The organism is Phenylobacterium sp. LjRoot225 (assembly GCF_964252855.1).
In the GTDB taxonomy this organism is placed as follows: domain Bacteria; phylum Pseudomonadota; class Alphaproteobacteria; order Caulobacterales; family Caulobacteraceae; genus Phenylobacterium.
In genome coordinates, this window is the sequence record NZ_CAXUPL020000001.1 from 70,239 (window position 1) to 85,304 (window position 15,066).

A 15,066-nucleotide genomic window follows, 5' to 3' on the forward strand; every position below is an offset into this window, starting at 1 on the left:
GGGGCGGCGCTAGCCCTCGAACCCGCTCAAATCCGGCCGCCGCCCGTTCCAGCCGGACACCCGCTCGAAAGCGGCGCCAAAGCTGACCACGGCGGCCTCGTCCCGGGGTTTGCCGAGGATTTGCAGGCCGGCCGGCAGGCCCTCGTGGGTCAGGCCGCAGGGGACGGTGATCCCCGGCAGGTCCAGATAGTTGGCGGCCCGCGTCAGGCGCGACAGCGGCGAGGTCGTCTCGTCGACCTCGGCGATCGGCGGGGCCGGGATCGGGCAGGTGGGCGAGACGAGCCCGTCGTAGGGCGCCATCCAGTCGTAGTGGGCGGCCTGGTCGGCGGCGCGCCGCGCATGGGCCTCCTCCAGGTGGCGATCGGTGAAGCCGCGGCCGGATTCGAAGCGCCGGACGATCCAGGGATCCATCACCGGCCGCTGGGCCGCGATTCGGTCGCGCCAGTGCCGCCAGCCTTCGCCCGCCATGATCAGGCCGTTGGGCGCGAAGGACTCGTCCAGCGCCTTGAGCGGCGGGACCATGTCGACGGTCACGCCGGCGCCGCGGAGCTTGTCCAGGGCTTCAAGATAAAGGCGCGCGACCTCCGGATGGAGGACGCCGAGGTGGTCGGGCGGGCTGGCCGCCAGGCGGCGGCCGCGGACGTCGGCGGCCAGGGCCTCATCGGGGTCGAAGGGGTCGCGCTCGGCCGCTGCTCCGTCGGGGCCGGACATCAGCCCCAGCATCCGCGCGGCGGTGGCGACGTCGGCGGCGATGGTTCCCACGGTGTCCAGCGCAGGGCTCAGCGGGTGCACGCCCCTCAAACTGACCAGGCCGCGGCCGGGCTTGAGACCCACGACGCCGCAGATCGCCGCCGGAATGCGCACTGAGCCGCCGGTGTCGCTGCCGAGCGCTGCGTCGCAGAGGCCGGCGGCTACGGCGACGGCCGAGCCGGACGAGGAGCCGCCCGGCGCGCGGTGGACCTTGGCGTCCCAGGGGTTCCAGGGCGCCCCGACCGCCGCATTGGTGCCCCAGGCGCCGAAGGCGAGCTCGACGGTGTGGGTCTTGCCGACGGCGCTCCAGCCGGCCTGCAGCAGCCGCTCGACGACGACCGCGTGGCTGTGCGGGTTGGGATCCAGCGGGACCATGGCCCCGCCGCCGGTGGGCGCGCCCGCCACGTCGATCAAATCCTTGACCGCGAAGGTCGGCCCCCCCGCCATGTCCCCGGTCAGCGGCGGGTCGAACGTGCGCACGAAGGCCTTCAGGCGCGCGTCGTAGCGGCGGATGCGGGCCAGGGACTCCTCGGGGGTCATGCGCCGTCCTTTGTGACTTGGGCGAACTATCGCCGAGGCGTGTGGCGGAAACCAGATGACGCGGCCGCGCGCTTGGCGTTTTGATCCCGCATGACCCAGCCGCTGCCCGACCAGCTCCGCTCAGCCGTCCGCTATCTTGGCCGTGTGCTCGGCGACGTAATCCGCGCCCAGGACGGCCAGGCGGTGTTCGACCAGATCGAGGACATCCGCCGCGCTTCCGTCGCCTTCCACCGCGAGGGCACGCACGAGGCCGCCCGGCTGATGGGCGAGCGGCTGGGCGCGCTGTCGCTCGCCGAAACCGTGCGCTTCGCCCATTCCTTCGCCTGCTTCCTGCAGATCGCCAACATCGCCGAGGACCACATCCAGCGCCGCCGCGGCCGGGCCGGCGACACCCGTCCCGACACCCTGGCCGGCACGCTGCGAACCCTGGGCGCCGAGGGCGTGGACCCGCAGGCGGTGCGCGAGCTCTTGGCCTGCGCCCTGATCGCCCCGGTGATCACCGCCCACCCCAGCGAGGTCCGACGCAAGAGCGTGCTGGACCGTGAAAGCGCCATCACCCACGAACTCGACCGGCTGGACGAGGCGTCCGGCGAGCTTGAGCGCGCCGCCGTCGAGCGGGAGCTGGCCCGGCAGGTCTCGATCTTCTGGCGCACCCGTCTGCTGCGGCGGGTGAAGATCGCCGTCTCCGACGAGATCTGGAACGCCGTCTCCTTCTTCGAGCGGAGCTTCCTGACCGTCCTGCCCCAGCTCTACGCCCACTGGCAGGAGGTGCTGGACGTCAAGGACCTGGCCAGCTTCCTGAAGGTCGGCTCCTGGGTCGGCGGCGACCGGGACGGGAACCCCTTCGTCACCGGCGAGGTGATGCGTCAGGCCCTGTCCTGGCAGGCCAAGGCCGCCCTGCAGCTCTATCTCGACCAGCTGCATGCGCTGGGCGCCGAACTTTCGATCTCGGCGGAGCTGACGGCGGTGACGCCCGAGCTGGCCGCCCTGGCCGCCCAGGCGCAGGACCCCTCCAAGCAACGGGCCGACGAGCCCTATCGGCTCGCGCTTTCAGGCGTCTATGCACGCCTCGCCGCCACCTATCGCCGCCTGACCGACGAGACGCCGCCCAGGCCTTCGACCCTCGAGGCCGAGCCCTACGCCACATCCCAGGCGTTCAAGGCCGACCTGCAGACCATCCTGCAGTCCCTGAAGGTCCAGCATGGCGAGGTCTTCGACGCGGGCCCGCTGCCGGAGCTGATCCGGGCCGTCGACATCTTCGGCTTCCACTTGGCGACGCTCGACATGCGTCAGAACTCGGCCGTGCACGAGCGAGTGGTGGCCGAGCTGCTCAAGACCGCCGGCGTCTGCCCCGACTATGCGGCCCTCGACGAGGCGGCCCGCTGCGACCTGTTGATCCGCGAGCTGGGCCATGGGCGGCTGCTCGCCTCGCCCTACGCCGCCTATGGCGACGAGACCCGGCGGGAGCTGGAGACGCTCGGCGTCGCCGCCGAGGTGACGCGGCTCTACGGCGTCGAAGCGATCCGCGCCTATATCGTCTCCAACACCACCTCGGTCTCCGACCTGCTCGAGGTCTATGTGCTTCTGAAGGAGGTCGGGGTCTTCACCCCTGGCGAGCCGGCGCGCACCGGGATTTTCGCCGAGCCCCTGTTCGAGACCATCGAGGACCTCCGCTCCTCCGCCGAGACGATGAAGCGCTATCTCGGCCTGCCGCTGATCCACGGGCTTCTCCAGGCGCCCGGGCTGCAGGAGGTGATGATCGGCTATTCGGACTCCAACAAGGACGGCAGCTACCTGACCTCGACCTGGGAGCTGTTCCAGGGCTCGCGGGCCCTGGCCAAGGTGGTGCACGGAGCGGGGCTGAAGCTGCAGCTGTTCCATGGCCGCGGCGGCGCGGTGGGCCGTGGCGGCGGCTCCAGCTTCGACGCCCTGCTGGCCCAGCCGGCCGGCACCGTCGGCGGCCGCATCCGCATCACCGAACAGGGCGAGGTGGTGGCCAACAAATACGCCGATCCCGAGCTCGCCCGGCAGAGCCTGGAGACCCTGACCGCCGGCGTGGTCATCGCGTCGCTGCGTCGGCCGCCGGCCGACGAACTGGGGCAGGGACGTGGCGAGGCGATGGACGCGCTCGCCCAGGCGTCGCTGACGGCCTACCGAAAGATCGTCGAGACCCCGGGGTTCGTCTATTATTTCCATGCCGCCACCCCGATCAGCGAGATCGCCGACCTGAACATCGGCAGCCGCCCGAGCGCGCGGCAGGGCGCGCGCACCCTGGCGGGGTTGCGGGCCATTCCCTGGGTCTTCTCCTGGTCGCAGTCGCGGGCCATGCTGCCGGGCTGGTACGGCTTCGGCTCGGCGGTGGAGCAGGCCGGCGTGCCGCTGGAGACCCTGGCCGAGTTCGCCGAAAGCTGGCCCTTCTTCGCCGCGACGCTGGCCAACATGGAGATGGTGCTCTTCAAGAGCGACATGGCGATCGCCGGCCGCTACGCCAGCCTCGTGCCCGACCGCAATCTGGCCGACGCGGTCTTCAACCAGATCCGCGCCGAGTGGGAGAAGACCGTCGAGGCGGTGCTGAAGATCACCGGCCAGTCGCAGTTGCTGGAGAAGAACCCCGACCTCGCCGCCGTCATCCGCGCGAGGCTGCCCTACATCGACCCCCTCAACCACCTGCAGATCGAGCTGATCCGCCGCCTGCGCGCCGGCGACGACAGCGAAGCCGTCCGCAACGGCATCCACCTGACCATCAACGGCGTCGCGGCGGGCTTGCGGAACACGGGGTAGGGCGGCGCGGCCCCCTCCACCACTTCGCGGTCCCCCTCCCCCAGAGGGGGAGGAGAGCGCGCGCCGCTGCGTCGAATCTCCTCCCCCGTTAGGGGAGGGGGACCACGAAGTGGTGGAGGGGCTTTGCGGCCGGACGCCGTCTTCGCTAACGAAGCTCCCATGTCCGAGAACCTCTACGTCCTGCTGGCCTCCCGTTTCCCCGCCGACCGGAGCCGGCCGGCCTTCCTGCTGAGCGACGGCTCGGAGGTCAGCTACGGCGCGCTGGAAACCGGCGCGGGCCGCATCGCCGCGCGGCTGATCGCCGAAGGCGTGCAGCCTGGCGACCGGATCGGTTTTCAAGCGGAGAAGAGCGTCGAGGGCGTGATGCTCTATCTCGGCGTGCTCAAAGCCGGCGCGGTCTTCCTGCCGCTGAACGCCGCTTACACCCAGGCCGAGGTCGACTATTTCCGCGCCGACGCCGGGCCGAAGCTGCTGGTCACCGATCCCGCGGCCTTCCTCGCCGGCGCGCCGGCCGAACCGTCGCCGGCGACCACGCCGCGGAGGGCCTCGGACCTCGCCGCCATCCTCTACACCAGCGGCACCACGGGGCGCTCCAAGGGCGCCATGCTGAGCCACGGCAATCTGGCGTCCAATGCGCTCGCCCTCTACGACGCCTGGGGTTTTTCGCCCGATGACGTGTTGCTGCACGCCCTGCCGATCTTCCATGTCCACGGCCTGTTCGTCGCCCTGCATTGCGCCCTGCTGGGCGGCTGCCCGATGGTCTGGCTGCCGAAGTTCGTCGACGCGGAGGTGCTCGCGGGGCTTTCGCGCGCGACGGTGATGATGGGGGTGCCGACCTTCTACACCCGACTCCTCGCCAATCCCGCCTTCGGTCGGGAGAGCATTGGACGCGTTCGGGTCTTCATCTCCGGCTCCGCGCCGCTGCTGGAATCCACCTTCGCCGAGTTCGAGGCGCGCACCGGCCAGCGCATCCTCGAGCGCTACGGCATGAGCGAGGCGGCGATCATCACCTCGAATCCGCTGCACGGCGACCGTGTCGCCGGCAGCGTCGGCTTTCCCCTGCCGGGCGTCGAGCTGCGGATCGGCGGGGCTGAGGAGACGGGCGTCATCCAGATCCGCGGCCCCAGCGTCTTTTCCGGCTACTGGCGGATGCCCGAGAAGACCGCCGAGGAGTTCACCGCCGACGGTTTCTTCATCACCGGCGACGTCGGCCGGCGCGACCCGGACGGCCGGGTCTGGATCTCCGGCCGGGCCAAGGATCTGATCATCTCCGGGGGCTACAACGTCTATCCCAAGGAGGTCGAGCTGGTGCTCGACGAGATGCCGGGCGTGGTCGAAAGCGCCGTGATCGGCCTGCCGCATCCGGACTTCGGCGAGGGCGTGGTCGCGGTGGTGATCGGCCAGGGCCAGGAGCCGGCGCTGATCGCCGCCGCCCGCGCCCAGCTCGCCGCCTTCAAGGCGCCCAAGCGGATCCTGTTCGTCACCGAGCTGCCGCGCAACGCCATGGGCAAGGTGCAGAAGAACCTGTTGCGCCAGACCTACGCCGACCTCTTCGCCAAGTCCTAGGGGCCGCTCGGCGCCGATGCGTCTCTCACCTCGGCGCGCGGACTGGCTGTAGCCGAGGCGGCTGGCGGCGTGCGGAGTGGCGGCGGCTGGAAGTCGGCGATGCGGGCCAGAAGGTCGCGCTGCAGCAGGATGGTGACGCCGGACCGCAGCTCGATCAGGCGCTCGCGACGGAGCTGTTGCAGGGTGCGGTTGACGTGGACGATGCTCAGGCCCAGCGCATCGGCCATCATTTCCTGGGTGAGCGGCAGGGGGAACCGCTGGCTGTCGCCCAGGCCGGCGATCTCGAGCCGCCGCTGCAGCTCCAGCAGGAGGTGGGCGACCCGTTCGTAGGCGGTCTGCCGGCCTAGCCGCATCATGTGGTCGAAATACTGCTTCTGCTCGATCGGTTCGATGGCGGCGAGCGCGAGCGCCAGCCCGGGTGCGCGGCCCCCGTCCACGGCCTCCAGCGCCGGCTCGGCGTCGACGGTCTCCAGCGCCGTGAGCGCCGCGATGGTCGAAAGCTCCGGCCTGAAGCGTCGGTGCAGGGCGAACCCGTCGCCCGGGAGCAGAAAGCCGAAGATCTGGCGGCGGCCGTCGGGCAGCACGCGCTGGCGGCAGGCCCACCCAGACAGCAGGAATCGCGGACGGCAGGCGGCGGCGCCTTCGGAGACCAGCTCTTCGCCTGTGGCGTGACGTTCGCGGTGGGCGCCCAGGCTGCGCAGGAGGCCAAGCTCCGCGTCCGACAACGGGCACATGTGCCGCAAGCGGCGTACGACCGCCTCAAGCGGCCGAAGGACCGGCCGAGGCGTCAACCGACCCGTCATCCGGCTTCACCTGTTTGATAGGCGGCTCGAGCAAAGCCGCAGTCCGATCTAATGCCGCCCCCGGGAAACTTCAACAGAAAGGAAAGCAGCGCAACCTGAGGTCGGCTTTTTGCCGCTCCCAGAATGACCAAGGCGCGCACCCATGTCCCTGAGCCCAACGGCCCAGGGTATCGGCCCCATGACGCATCGCAAATGTAGTTGGGATGTCTTTCGAATCCTGTTCCAGCGTCCCTGATGATCATCAGATCAGATTGCCCCATTTATTTGTTGGAAAGCCGATTTGTGTCGCGGCATTCCTTTCGACGGAAGGATCAGGGGGGAGGACTGGGCGCAACAAAACCTACGAGCCCAGGCCCGGAACGTGGCGACCGCGCCGAACGAGGTGTTCTGCGCTCGACAGGCTTCGGCTAGTGTGGCCGCTATTCATTTCAGCGCGTGCGACGGACGTCGTGCAGGGGGAGGGGCCGCTTTTGAGGTCGATGCGAGGGATGGCTGTCGCGGCGCTGGCCGCCTTCGCCTTGGCGGCGGCGAGCGCCCGCGCTGAGGATGCGGCGCCCGCACGCGTTTACGTGGGGACTGTCGGCGCGGCCGCGGTGGTGATGCAACTCGAGCCGGACGCGCAGAGGGTCTCCGGCGCCTATTTCTATCGTCGCGCCAGGCTCGACATCGGCCTTGATGGAAGCGACCGAGACGGCGTCCTGGAGCTGTCAGCGGATACGACGGGCGACAAGCTGAGCCTCCGTCCATCCGGTCCGGGCTACGTCGGCGTCCTCACCACGGCCAAGGGTCGCACGCTTCCAGTGGCGCTGCGTGTCGCGGCGCCCGGGGCGGCCAGCCGGCTTCCGGCGAACGCGCCGGCGACGCCCGACCTCTACGAACGCCTTCGCCTGTCCGGCCTCAGCCTGCGGCCGCAGAAGGTCCAGAAGATCGGGCGCAGGACGATCCGTTGGTACGTCGAGCCGCTCAGCGGCCTCAGCCTCTTCCGGATCGAGCGCGGCTACGCCCCCGCCGCCATGGCCGAAATGAACCGGGCCATGGCGCGCGAGCAATGGGACTACGTCCGGGACTACTTCGCCTGTCCGGGCGCCGACGGCGGCCCGGGGGTCGAGAGCGCCGCCGCGACGGACGTCTATCTCTCGGACGCCCACGTCAGCTACGCGTGGCGATCTGCCTGGAGCTGCGCCCGGGCGGCGCACCCCGATTTCGGGATGATGGGCCGGGCCTTCGACGCCCGGACGGGGCGGGAGCTGTCGCTGGACGACGTCTTGAAGTTCTGGCCGGCGCCCGCGCCCAAGGCCGACACCGAGGCGTGGTACGACTATCGCACCAAGGTTTTCGCGCCCGGCCTGGTCACTCTGTTGGCGCGCTTCCACCCGGCGGAGATGGCGCCGCCGACGGAGGGCGAGGACTGCGACTACTCCGACCCTCAGGTCTGGAATTTCCCAGCCTGGCGCATGACCGCCAAGGGTCTCTACGTCGGCGCCTATTTTCCCCGCGTGGCGCGAAGCTGCGACACGCCGGACTGGTCGGTCATTCCCTATTCGGGCCTTCCGGAGCTGCGGTGAGCGCGGCGGCGAGCGCGGCGATCTTCGCTTCGGTCTCGGCGCGTTCGCTCGCGGGCACGCTGTCGGCGACGAGGCCCGCACCCGCCCGGGCCTCCACCCGCCAGCCCTCGGCGTCCTGCACGAAGGCTGCGGTGCGGATCAGCACATTGCTGTCCATCGCGCCGTCGACTCCCAGCCAGACCATGGCCCCGAAGAACGGGCCCCGCGGTCCCTCCAGCTCGGCGATCACCTTCATCGCCTGAACCTTGGGCGCGCCGGTGATCGAGCCAGGCGGGAAGGCGGCGCGCAGCAGGTCGCCGGCGCTGCGGCCCGGTCGCAGCCGGCCGGTCACCGTCGAGACCAGGTGGTGGACGTTGGCGAAGCTGACCAGGCGGAAGAGCTCGGGCGTCTTGACCGCGCCCGGCGCGCAGACGCGCGACAGGTCGTTGCGCATCAGGTCGACGATCATCAGGTTCTCGGCCCGGTCCTTCGGCGAGGCGGCCAGGGCGGCGGCGAGGGCGGCGTCCTCGGCCGCGGTCGCGCCGCGCGGCGCGGTGCCCTTGATCGGCTGGGTTGACGCCAGCAGCGCCCCGTCGCGCCGGTCGACCCGGAGGAACCGCTCCGGGGAGTTGGAGACGATCGCCCGGTCGGGCAGGCGCAGATAGGCGGCGAAGGGCGCCGGGCTCGACGCCGCCAGCCGCATCATCAGGTCGATCGGCTGGGCGTCGGCGGCGAGCCGGCCGCGCCAGCTGCGGGCGAGGTTGGCCTGGAAGATCTCGCCGGCCGCGATCCGCCGCACCGTCTCGGCGACCGCCGCCTCATAGGCCGCGGGCGGATCGGCCTCGAGCTTCACCCCCAGCGGGCGGAGCGGGCGGGCCGGCAGGTCCAGCCAGGCCCGGGCCGCGGCGGCGCGGCGCGCGGCTGCGGCCCGGCTTTCGCCGCGCCCGATCGCCAGGACGCGCCGCGCGGCGTGGTCGAAGGCCAGGAGGGCGTCGTAGCGGGCGCAGGCGAGGTCGGGCCAGCCGTCGTGGCGCAGGAGGCCCAAGGGCTCGAACCGGTCGCCCAGTTCGTAGCCGAGCAGGCCGGCGACCCCGCCCTGGAAGGGCGGGCCGGCGGGATCGGTCTCGGCGGGCGGGCCGGCGAGGGCGGCCAGGGCGTCGATCGGGTCCTGCGAATCGGCGGCGGTGAGCACCAGGCTGGCGGCCGGCTCGGCGGCGACATAGGACCAGCCCGCCTCCGCTCCGCCGGTCAGCAGGCCGATCGCCCAGGGTCGTTCGCCGAGCGCGCCCAGCACTTCAGCGGGTTCGCGCCAGACCGCTTCGAGGAAGACCGCCGTCCGCATGGCGCCGCCATAGCGCAGCGGCGCCCTGGAGCCTAGGCGCGGGCGCTCAGCCAACCTTAACGGCCGCGCTGCGTTTGACGTTGGGCGCGCCACGCCCGCGCGACGCCGAGGACCAGAAGATTATCCATTCATGACAGGTCCCCAGCTCGCCGCCGTGTTCCTGGTCCTCGTCGGCCTGTTCGGCTGGATCAACACCCGTCTGCTGCACTGGCCCATCGCCACGGTGATGGTGTTGGCGGGCCTGTTGAACGCCGGGCTCCTGCTGCTGGTCGCCCGGCTGGGGTCGGGTGAAGGCGGGACGGCGATGATCTCGTCGGTGGTCGGGCTCGACTTCCCGCAGACCGTGATCGGCCACATGCTGGGGTTCCTGCTGTTCGCCGGCGCCATGCAGGTCGATTTTTCCGAACTCCGCCGACGCGGCCTCTCGGTCCTGCTGCTGGCGACCGTCGGCGTCCTGGCCTCGACCGCGGTCGTCGGCGGGGGGCTGTGGCTCGCCGGTCGCCTGATCGGCCTGCCGCTCAGCCTGCCCTGGGCCATCGTCTTCGGGGCCCTGATCAGCCCCACCGACCCCGTCGCCGTGCTCGCCGCCGTGAAGGAGGGCAGTCTCTCCAAGACCCTGGAAGTGGTGCTGCAGGGCGAGGCCCTGTTCAACGACGGTGTCGGCATCATCGTCTTCACCGCCGCCCTCGCCATCGCCGCCGGGGGCGCTGACGTGCGTCCGCTGGCGACCATGGGCGAGGTCCTGGTCCAGGCCCTGGGCGGCGGGCTCCTGGGCGCGGCCTCAGGGGCCGTGGTGATCTGGGCGATGCGGGCGATCGACGACTACGCCGTCGAGGTCACCCTGTCGCTGGCCCTGGCCGCGGCGGTCTACGCCGTCGCCCAGGCGATCGAGGTCAGCGGCCCGATCGCCGTGGTCGCCGCGGGCCTGCTGGTCGGCGACCGCGGCCTGCGCACCGCCATGAGCAACACCACCCGCCGCTACGTGCGCAGCTTCTGGATGCTGGTGGACGAGATCCTCAACGCCCTGCTGTTCCTGCTGCTCGGCCTGCAGGTGCTGGTGGTGCCGTTCAATGCGCGGCTCGCCGGGCTGCAGCTGGCGGCGATTGTCTTGGTGCTGGCGGCGCGGTTCGCCGTGGTGCTGCCCTGGGGGGCCTATTTCCAGGTGCGCCAGCAGGAACGCCACGCGGGCCTGATCCTGGGCTGGGGCGGCCTGCACGGCGCGCTGTCGCTGGCCCTGGCGCTGAGCATCCCGCGCGGCCCGGGGCAAAGCCTGATGCTGTCGATCACCTTCGCCGTGGTGATCTTCTCGGTGGTGATCCAGGGGCTGACCTTCGGACGGCTCGCGGCTTGGGTCAGGCGGGTCCAGGCGTCGGAGTAGATCGGCCTAAAGGCGCACGCCGTCGAACAGGCCGGCCTGATAGTCGCCGATCGCCTGGGCGATCTCCTGGCGGGTGTTCATCACGAACGGGCCATGGGCGACCACGGGCTCGCCGATCGGCGCAGCGTGGCCGAACAGCAGGACGGAGTCCGTCTGGCCGAGGATCTCGACCGTGTCCCCGAGGAGGTCCAGCTCGACAAGGCGGGCGTCCGAGACGGCCACCCCGTTCACGCTGACCGCGCCACGCACCAGGTAGAGGAAGACGTTGCGCCGGGCGAGCGAACCGAAGCCGGTCCGGCCGCCGGCCTTCAGCTCGATCGTCGTCATGAACACGCCGGTCAGCGAGGCGATCGGCCCGGTCTGGCCGCTCCAGCTCCCGGCGATCAGGTTGACGGTGCTGCGCCCCCGGTCGGACACCAGGGCGGGGATCTCCGCGCGCTGGGCGCCTTGGTAGCGCGGCGTCGACATCTTCAGCCGGGCCGGCAGGTTCACCCAGAGCTGGAGGATCTCCAGACGCCCGCCCTCCCGCAGGAAGCTGTCCGGCGAAAGCTCGGAGTGGACCACGCCGAAGCCCGCGGTCATCCACTGCACGCCGCCCGCGCGGATCACGCTGTCGTGGCCGGCGGAGTCCCGGTGGGCCAGTTCGCCCTCCAGGATGAAGGTCACGGTTTCGAACCCGCGGTGGGGATGCGGCCCGAACGGCAGGCCGCGGTTTCCCGGCGGATAGGTCTGCGGTCCATGGTGGTTGAGGAAGAGGAAGGGGTCGATCTGCGCGAGGTGCGGGCCGGGCAGGGGCCGGCGCGTCATGAGATCGCCGATGTCGTCGCGCCGGGGGGCATGCTGGGCGACGACGGTCTTGGCGGTCATGGACGTCTCCTGGGCGGCGGAATGGAGCGCTCGAGCCTGTGACCCAGTCTCTGCAGGGCGCGTGCAAAACACGGCGTACCCTGAGGAATGCGCGCTGCGCTGTCGTCTGAGCATATATGTTGCGATTCACCTCAGGAGCCGATGAAACGGCGATGACGGCAGTGCTTGTGGACGCCGGATTGCATCGTGAGATCGCAAGCAGCCTGGTCGCGAGCCTGGCCAGCGGCGTTCGCCACGATCAGCCCTATCCGAACTGGCGGCTGAGCCGACTGTTTCCCGAAGCCGTGGCGCGCGCGCTCGCGGCGCTGGCCTTCGACGCGCCGGACGTCGGCGCGCCCTCGGGCAAGCGTGAGCTGCATAGTGACCACCGCCACTATTTCGCCGGGCGGGTGCTGGACCACAGTCCGATCATCCGCGGCGTGGCGCAGGCCTTCCAGGCGCCGCAGGTCGTCCGGGCCATGGCCGATCTGATCGGCGCCGAGCTCGACCGCACCTTCCTGCGCATCGAATACGCGCTCGACGTCGAGGGCTTCTGGCTCGAGCCGCACACCGACCTGGGCGTCAAGGCGCTGACCCTGCTGATCCAGCTGCCGGCCGAAGGCCAGGGCGATCTGGGCACCGACCTCTACGAGCGCCCGGGGGCCTGGCGCGACCGCGCCGCCTTCGAGTGGAACGCGGCGCTGCTGTTCGTCCCGTCCGACAACACCTGGCACGGGTTCGAGCCGCGACCGATCACCGGCGTGCGGCGATCGGTGATCGTCAACTATGTCTCCGACGACTGGCGTGCGCGCGAGCAGCTCGCCTTTCCCGACGAGCCGGTGAGCCTGCGCTGACGGCGGCGGCGATCCGTCCGGATCGGACACGCGGATAGAGAAAGCTTCTCCAGGCAGCGGTTCAACGGAGCCCATCGGCCAGGCTGGCGTTGATGGGCGGGACGCCGGTCCGCCGGCGCAAGCAATGAGGTGAAGCGTGGCGCTGCGTTGGCCTGAACGGCTCTGGATCGTCCGCCACGGCGAAAGCGCCGGCAATGTCGCCCGCAACCTGGCCACCGCCTCGGGGCTGGGCCGCATCGACATCGCCGAACGCGACGTCGATGTGCCGCTGTCGAAGCTGGGCGAGGAGCAATCCTGCGCGCTTGGCAATTGGTTCGCCGCCCAGCCCGAGACGGAGAAGCCGGAGGTCGTGCTGACCTCGCCCTATCTGCGGGCCCGGCGCACCGCCGACATCATCCTCGAGTGCCGGGGCGTCTCGGCCGATGCGCATCGGCCCACGCCGGACGAGCGGCTGCGCGAGAAGGAGTTCGGCGTTCTGGATCGGCTGACCGGCGCCGGGATCGCCGAGCTGCATCCCGAACAGGCCGAGTTCCGCCGCCTGCTGGGCAAGTTCTATCATCGGCCGCCGGGCGGGGAGAGCTGGTGCGACGTGATCCTGCGCCTGCGCAGCGCCCTCGACACCCTCTCACTGCACTACGCCGGCCGCCGGGTGATGATCGTCAGCCATCAGGTCGTGGTGCTCTGCCTGCGCTACCTGATCGAGAATATGACCGAGGCGGAGATCCTGGCGATCGACTCCGCCGCCGACGTCGCCAACTGTTCGGTCACCGACTATCGCCTCGACTGCGCGGTCGGCCCGAACGGCGAGTTGAAGCTCGCCGCCTACAACTTCACCGCGCCGCTCGAGCGCGCCGGCGCGCCGGTGACCCGCGAGCCGGATGCGCCAGTCGCTGCGAGATGAGCGGGGCGCTCCAGGTCACCCCTGAGCTTCTCCGCGGCTGGCGGCCACGAAGTCTCGCCGAGCACGGCGACAAGGAGGCGCGTGGGCGGGTGCTGGTGCTGGCCGCCGGCGCCCAGGTGGCGGGGGCCACCCTGCTGACGGCGGTGGCGGCGCTGCGCGCCGGCGCCGGCAAGCTGCAGATCGGCGCGCCACGCTCGCTCAGCCTCGGCCTGGCGATGGCGATTCCGGAAGCCCGCGTGATCCCGGCGGCGGAGACCGTGGGCGGCGAGCTCGCCCCGCTGGCGGCGGCGGAGCTGGCCGACGCCTTCGCCCGCTGCGAGGCGGCGGTGATCGGGCCGGGCATGCTGGACGTCGACGCGGCCGGCGAACTGGTGCTGCGGCTCCTGCAGACCGAGGGGCCCGCCCTGGTGGTCGACGCCGCCGCCATGCAGGGCGTGGCCCAGGATCCGCGCCGCGCCCGCCGCCACGCCGGCGAGATGGTGCTGACGCCGCACGCCGGCGAAATGGCCGCTTTGGCCGGGGTCGAGAAGGCCGATGTCGCCGCCGATCCGCTCGGCGTCGCCCGCCGCACCGCCGCGCGGCTGCAGGCGGTGGTGGTTCTGAAAGGGCCGGCGACCCTGATCGTCAGCCCGGACGGCAAGGCCTGGCGTCATCCGGGCGGCGGGGTGGGGCTCGCCACCTCCGGCTCCGGCGACGTGCTCGCCGGGATCATCGCCGGTCTGATCGCCCGCGGGGCCGCCCCCGTGCAGGCCGCAGTCTGGGGCGTCTCGGCCCACGCCGAGGCCGGCGTGCGGCTCAGTCGCCGGATCGGCCGGGTCGGTTATCTGGCGCGCGAGCTGCTCGACGAGGTGGCGCCAGCGCTGCACCAGCTGGAGGCCGGCGGTTAGACCACGCCAGGGCTCGCCAACCGGCCGCCAGGGCGTCACAAGGCGCCCCATGGCTCTCGTCATTCCTGTCTCGGACCCGGGCGATCCGCGGATCGCGCCCTATCGCGCGGTGCGCGAACGCGATCTGGTGGGACGGGAAGGCCTGTTCGTGGCCGAGGGCCGGGTCGTGCTGGAGAAGCTGGTCCGGGCCGGACGGCATCCGATCTGCTCCCTGCTGGTCGCCGAGGCCAGGCTGGCGGGCCTGCAGCCCGTGCTCGACGCCCTGGCGCCGGACATTCCGGTCTATGCGGCGCCGCAGGGGGTGATGGATGCGATCGCCGGCTTTCCGGTGCACCGCGGCGTGCTGGGGATCGGCCAGCGCCAGCCGATCACGCCGCACGAACTGTTGGCGCGGCTGGGGCCCAGCGCCCTGGTCGTGGGCCTCAGCGCCATCGCCAACCACGACAACATGGGCGGGATCTTCCGCAACGCCGCGGCCTTCGGCGCCGAGGCGGTGCTGCTCGACGCCGCCTGCTGCGACCCGCTTTACCGCAAGGCCATCCGCGTCTCGGTGGGCGCGGCCCTGACCACCCCTTTCGCCCGCCTCGACGTCGATCAGGACCTGGCGCAGACCCTGGCCGCCGCCGGCCTGGAGGTGGTGGCGCTGTCGCCCCGCGGCGAGGTGGAGCTGGCCGATCTCGCCTGCGGGCCGAGGGTGGCGGCCCTGTTCGGCGCGGAGGGGCCCGGCCTGGCGCCGGAGCTGCTCGCCCGCACGCGGACCGTGCGGATCGAGATGGCCCAGGGCTTCGATTCCCTCAACGTGGCCACCACCAGCGGTATGGTTCTTTACCAGTTAAGCAAACGCTGTTCTGCCGAAAGACGGGTTTAACCTCCA

At 71.3% G+C, this 15,066-nt stretch carries 12 protein-coding genes; 8 read left to right on the forward strand and 4 right to left on the reverse strand.

Features of this window, described 5'->3' with window-relative positions; translation table 11 throughout:
• Positions 1 to 9 precede the first annotated feature (9 nt).
• On the reverse strand, positions 10 to 1,290 hold the full coding sequence (locus ACSQ2B_RS00330) for an amidase (protein ID WP_436046453.1): 1,281 nt from the start codon (positions 1,288 to 1,290) through the stop codon (positions 10 to 12).
• 90 nt (positions 1,291 to 1,380) lie between these two features.
• Here ACSQ2B_RS00330 and ppc point away from each other — a divergent pair, with 90 nt between their 5' ends.
• Both ppc and ACSQ2B_RS00340 read left to right on the forward strand, forming a co-directional pair.
• On the forward strand, positions 1,381 to 4,071 hold the full coding sequence (gene ppc, locus ACSQ2B_RS00335; protein ID WP_436046454.1) for a phosphoenolpyruvate carboxylase: 2,691 nt from the start codon (positions 1,381 to 1,383) through the stop codon (positions 4,069 to 4,071).
• A 159-nt stretch (positions 4,072 to 4,230) separates the two neighbouring features.
• Positions 4,231 to 5,637 carry an AMP-binding protein gene (locus tag ACSQ2B_RS00340; protein ID WP_436046455.1) on the forward strand — a complete coding sequence of 469 codons (1,407 nt, stop codon included), beginning with the start codon at positions 4,231 to 4,233 and terminating at the stop codon, positions 5,635 to 5,637.
• Here ACSQ2B_RS00340 and ACSQ2B_RS00345 read toward each other — a convergent pair.
• Complete coding sequence (locus tag ACSQ2B_RS00345; RefSeq protein WP_436046456.1) at positions 5,634 to 6,440, reverse strand: Crp/Fnr family transcriptional regulator; 807 nt, start codon at positions 6,438 to 6,440, stop codon at positions 5,634 to 5,636. The two genes, ACSQ2B_RS00340 and ACSQ2B_RS00345, sit on opposite strands and share 4 nt — an antisense overlap.
• 488 nt (positions 6,441 to 6,928) lie before the next feature.
• On the opposite strand from ACSQ2B_RS00345, the gene ACSQ2B_RS00350 reads away from it, so the two are divergent.
• Complete coding sequence (locus ACSQ2B_RS00350; RefSeq protein ID WP_436046457.1) at positions 6,929 to 8,005, forward strand: hypothetical protein; 1,077 nt, start codon at positions 6,929 to 6,931, stop codon at positions 8,003 to 8,005.
• Here ACSQ2B_RS00350 and ACSQ2B_RS00355 read toward each other — a convergent pair.
• Positions 7,971 to 9,326 (reverse strand): anthranilate synthase component I family protein, encoded by a 1,356-nt coding sequence (locus ACSQ2B_RS00355; RefSeq protein ID WP_436046458.1) that lies wholly within the window; start codon positions 9,324 to 9,326, stop codon positions 7,971 to 7,973. The two genes, ACSQ2B_RS00350 and ACSQ2B_RS00355, sit on opposite strands and share 35 nt — an antisense overlap.
• A gap of 130 nt (positions 9,327 to 9,456) precedes the next feature.
• Between ACSQ2B_RS00355 and ACSQ2B_RS00360 the strand changes: the two genes are divergently transcribed.
• Positions 9,457 to 10,704, forward strand: a complete 1,248-nt coding sequence (locus ACSQ2B_RS00360) for a cation:proton antiporter (protein ID WP_436046459.1) — start codon at positions 9,457 to 9,459, stop codon at positions 10,702 to 10,704.
• A 6-nt stretch (positions 10,705 to 10,710) separates the two neighbouring features.
• Here ACSQ2B_RS00360 and ACSQ2B_RS00365 read toward each other — a convergent pair whose 3' ends face one another.
• A complete protein-coding gene (locus ACSQ2B_RS00365) occupies positions 10,711 to 11,571 on the reverse strand; it encodes a pirin family protein (protein ID WP_436046460.1) in 861 nt (286 codons plus the stop codon).
• A 152-nt stretch (positions 11,572 to 11,723) separates the two neighbouring features.
• Between ACSQ2B_RS00365 and ACSQ2B_RS00370 the strand changes: the two genes are divergently transcribed.
• From ACSQ2B_RS00370 to ACSQ2B_RS00385, 4 genes are all read left to right on the forward strand, one after another.
• The gene (locus tag ACSQ2B_RS00370; RefSeq protein WP_436046461.1) at positions 11,724 to 12,404 is read left to right on the forward strand and encodes a hypothetical protein; all 681 of its coding nucleotides are present in this window, start codon (positions 11,724 to 11,726) and stop codon (positions 12,402 to 12,404) included.
• A gap of 136 nt (positions 12,405 to 12,540) precedes the next feature.
• Positions 12,541 to 13,305 carry a histidine phosphatase family protein gene (locus ACSQ2B_RS00375; protein ID WP_436046462.1) on the forward strand — a complete coding sequence of 255 codons (765 nt, stop codon included), beginning with the start codon at positions 12,541 to 12,543 and terminating at the stop codon, positions 13,303 to 13,305.
• Positions 13,302 to 14,192 (forward strand): NAD(P)H-hydrate dehydratase, encoded by an 891-nt coding sequence (locus ACSQ2B_RS00380; protein ID WP_436046463.1) that lies wholly within the window; start codon positions 13,302 to 13,304, stop codon positions 14,190 to 14,192. Before ACSQ2B_RS00375 ends, ACSQ2B_RS00380 begins: the two co-directional genes overlap by 4 nt.
• 49 nt (positions 14,193 to 14,241) lie before the next feature.
• Entirely contained in the window at positions 14,242 to 15,060 is an 819-nt protein-coding gene (locus ACSQ2B_RS00385; RefSeq protein ID WP_436046464.1) for a TrmH family RNA methyltransferase, read from the forward strand.
• Positions 15,061 to 15,066: the final 6 nt, after the last annotated feature.

Coding starts and splice junctions, on each gene's coding strand:
- ACSQ2B_RS00330 (WP_436046453.1), bottom strand. CDS start 1,290: ATGACCCCCGAGGAGTCCCTGGCCCGCATCCGCCGCTACGACGCGCGC.
- ppc (WP_436046454.1), top strand. CDS start 1,381: ATGACCCAGCCGCTGCCCGACCAGCTCCGCTCAGCCGTCCGCTATCTT.
- ACSQ2B_RS00340 (WP_436046455.1), top strand. CDS start 4,231: ATGTCCGAGAACCTCTACGTCCTGCTGGCCTCCCGTTTCCCCGCCGAC.
- ACSQ2B_RS00345 (WP_436046456.1), bottom strand. CDS start 6,440: ATGACGGGTCGGTTGACGCCTCGGCCGGTCCTTCGGCCGCTTGAGGCG.
- ACSQ2B_RS00350 (WP_436046457.1), top strand. CDS start 6,929: ATGGCTGTCGCGGCGCTGGCCGCCTTCGCCTTGGCGGCGGCGAGCGCC.
- ACSQ2B_RS00355 (WP_436046458.1), bottom strand. CDS start 9,326: ATGCGGACGGCGGTCTTCCTCGAAGCGGTCTGGCGCGAACCCGCTGAA.
- ACSQ2B_RS00360 (WP_436046459.1), top strand. CDS start 9,457: ATGACAGGTCCCCAGCTCGCCGCCGTGTTCCTGGTCCTCGTCGGCCTG.
- ACSQ2B_RS00365 (WP_436046460.1), bottom strand. CDS start 11,571: ATGACCGCCAAGACCGTCGTCGCCCAGCATGCCCCCCGGCGCGACGAC.
- ACSQ2B_RS00370 (WP_436046461.1), top strand. CDS start 11,724: ATGACGGCAGTGCTTGTGGACGCCGGATTGCATCGTGAGATCGCAAGC.
- ACSQ2B_RS00380 (WP_436046463.1), top strand. CDS start 13,302: ATGAGCGGGGCGCTCCAGGTCACCCCTGAGCTTCTCCGCGGCTGGCGG.
- ACSQ2B_RS00385 (WP_436046464.1), top strand. CDS start 14,242: ATGGCTCTCGTCATTCCTGTCTCGGACCCGGGCGATCCGCGGATCGCG.